Origin of the sequence: Massilia sp. CT11-108 (assembly GCF_047302915.1) — a bacterium.
Lineage (GTDB): Bacteria > Pseudomonadota > Gammaproteobacteria > Burkholderiales > Burkholderiaceae_D > Telluria > Telluria orientalis.
Map to the genome: position 1 here is coordinate 1 of NZ_JBKYMO010000712.1, position 2,185 is coordinate 2,185.

Here is a 2,185-nt window from a genome sequence, read left to right on the forward strand (position 1 = left end):
TGCAGCCGCACACCGTGGCCGGCATGGACGCGATGGCGCGCCTGCATCCGGGCCTGCCGCAGGTCGCCTGCTTCGACACCGCGTTCCACCTCGGGAACCCGCGGGTCGCGCGCCTGTACGGCCTGCCGCGCGCGCTCGCGGACGAGAACATGCTGCGCTACGGTTTCCATGGCCTGTCGTACACCCACATCGCCGACACCTTGCCCGCGATCGAACCGCGCGCCCGTGGCCGCGTCGTCGTCGCCCACCTGGGCAGCGGCGCCAGCATGTGCGCCATGGTCGACAGCCGCAGCGTCGCGACGTCGATGGGCTTTTCCGCGCTGGACGGCCTGCCGATGGCCACGCGCTGCGGCGCCCTCGACCCCGGCCTCGTGCTGCACCTGCTGCGCGCAAAACGGATGACGCCGGACGCGCTGGAACGCCTGCTGTACCTCGACAGCGGCCTGTTGGGCATCTCCGGCATCAGCGGGGACATGCGCACCCTGCTCGCGAGCCTGGACCCGGCCGCGCGCGAGACGAAACGGGTCGCGGACGCTTATCCCTCGTAGGCGCGCAATCCGTCCGCGTCGAGGATCGCGATGTCGCGCCCGTCCACGCGCACGAGTTCGCGCCGCGTGAGATCGTTCAGCACGCGCGAAAAATACTCGGGCGTGATGTTCAGGCGCGACGCGACGAGGCGCTTGCTGACTGAAAGCCGCACCGTCGCGCCGGATTCGGGCGCATCCTTCAGCAGATAGCCGACGACGCGCTGGCCGCCCGTGTGCAGGGTGTACGCCTCGACATCGGCGACGAGGCCGTGCAGGCGCCGGCTCATCCCCGCCAGCATGCGCCGGGCGAACGCCGGGCTCTGTTCCAGTTCGGCGAAGATGGCTTCCTTGCGCACGTGCAGCAGCAGGCAGTCTTCCAGCGCCGTCGCCGTCACGAAGTACGGCTTTTCCATGAACATGACCGCCTCGCCGAACGTCTTGCCGGGGCCGAGGATCTCGATGACCTTTTCCTGGCCCTGCGGCGAGATGAAGGCCAGCTTGACCTGGCCGTACAGGATCGAGTGAAACCCCTCGCACGGGTCGCCCCGCTCGACGATGGTGCGGCCGCGGTCGACGTGCCGCTCGGTGGCCGCGGCGCCGACGGCGCGCAGCTCCTCCTCGCCGAGGTCGGAAAACAGCGGCAGGCGGCGCAGGAAGGTGCAAGGGTCGATGGTGGCCACGGTCGCGGGACGTCATGAAATGGTCGGGATGCCGCCATTCTCGCGCGGTCGGGCGCCGCGCGGGATAGTCCGGAAGAACTAGGCGGCGTCCTCCATCGTGCCGACTTACGCGCGCGGGGAAGCCGCCTACAATCGGACCATCCTCCTCCTTGTCACGGATTTCCCCATGCAGCTCTCGAATTTTTCCGATTTCCTCGCCGCCGCGCGCGCCCAGCCCGAGGCGCAGCGCCTGCTGTTCGTCTTCGCGGTCGCCGAACTGCCGCAGGCGCACACGCCGGGCCAGGCGCGCCGCTTCGAGGAAGGCCGCGGCGGCGCATTGGCGCCCGTGATGTGCGTCGACAAGGGCCTCGACGAGCTCGCGGATTTCGGCGTGCTGGCCGACGAGTCGCGCGCGACGGGCCAGCCGTGGGACATGGTGTTCGTCGCGGCGCTGGCAGGGGAACAGCAGGCGTCCGGCATCGACCGCGGCCTCAAGATGATGATCGACGCCGTGCACCGCGGCGCCATCGAACGGTTCCTCGCGTTCGACCCGGACGGACACGCCGTGCGATTTGCTTGAACCCGTTCAAGGCGAGAGAGGCGGCGCGTCATTATGCTCCATGCGTTACCGTTCACCCGCCCGCCATGACCTCTCCCTCCCTCGAACTCGTTTGTCCCGCCGGCAGCCTGCCGGCCCTCAAGGCCGCCATCGACCACGGCGCCGACTGCGTCTACCTCGGCTTCCGCGACGCGACCAACGCGCGCAACTTCGCCGGCCTGAATTTCTCCGAAGGCGCCATCTCCGAAGGCATCCGCTATGCCCACGACCGCAACCGCAAGGTCTTCCTCGCCCTGAACACGTATCCGCAGCCGGGCGGCGACGGCCCGGTGGGGGGCCCCCCGCGCCCCCCCCCCCCCCCCCCCCCACCCCCCCGCCGGCCGGCGCCCCCCCCCCGCGGGGGGGAACACGCCGCCCCGGCGGCACCCCCCCGCGGGGGC

General features: G+C 70.7%; 3 protein-coding genes and 1 pseudogene. 3 read left to right on the top strand and 1 reads right to left on the bottom strand.

The window, feature by feature from the left end; all coding sequences use genetic code 11:
* A pseudogene (locus ACEN88_RS29765) lies at window positions 1–548 on the top strand (acetate kinase); the annotation flags it as partial.
* On the opposite strand, the gene ACEN88_RS29770 reads toward ACEN88_RS29765, so the two are convergent.
* A complete protein-coding gene (locus ACEN88_RS29770) occupies window positions 536–1,207 on the bottom strand; it encodes a Crp/Fnr family transcriptional regulator (protein ID WP_413345502.1) in 672 nt (223 codons plus the stop codon). The pseudogene ACEN88_RS29765 and the gene ACEN88_RS29770 sit on opposite strands and share 13 nt — an antisense overlap.
* 166 nt (window positions 1,208–1,373) lie before the next feature.
* On the opposite strand from ACEN88_RS29770, the gene ACEN88_RS29775 reads away from it, so the two are divergent.
* Window positions 1,374–1,766 carry a ribonucleotide reductase subunit alpha gene (locus tag ACEN88_RS29775; RefSeq protein WP_413345504.1) on the top strand — a complete coding sequence of 131 codons (393 nt, stop codon included), beginning with the start codon at window positions 1,374–1,376 and terminating at the stop codon, window positions 1,764–1,766.
* Between the two features lie 65 nt (window positions 1,767–1,831).
* On the top strand, window positions 1,832–2,185 hold a 354-nt coding region (locus ACEN88_RS29780; protein WP_413345506.1), incomplete at its 3' end, for a peptidase U32 family protein.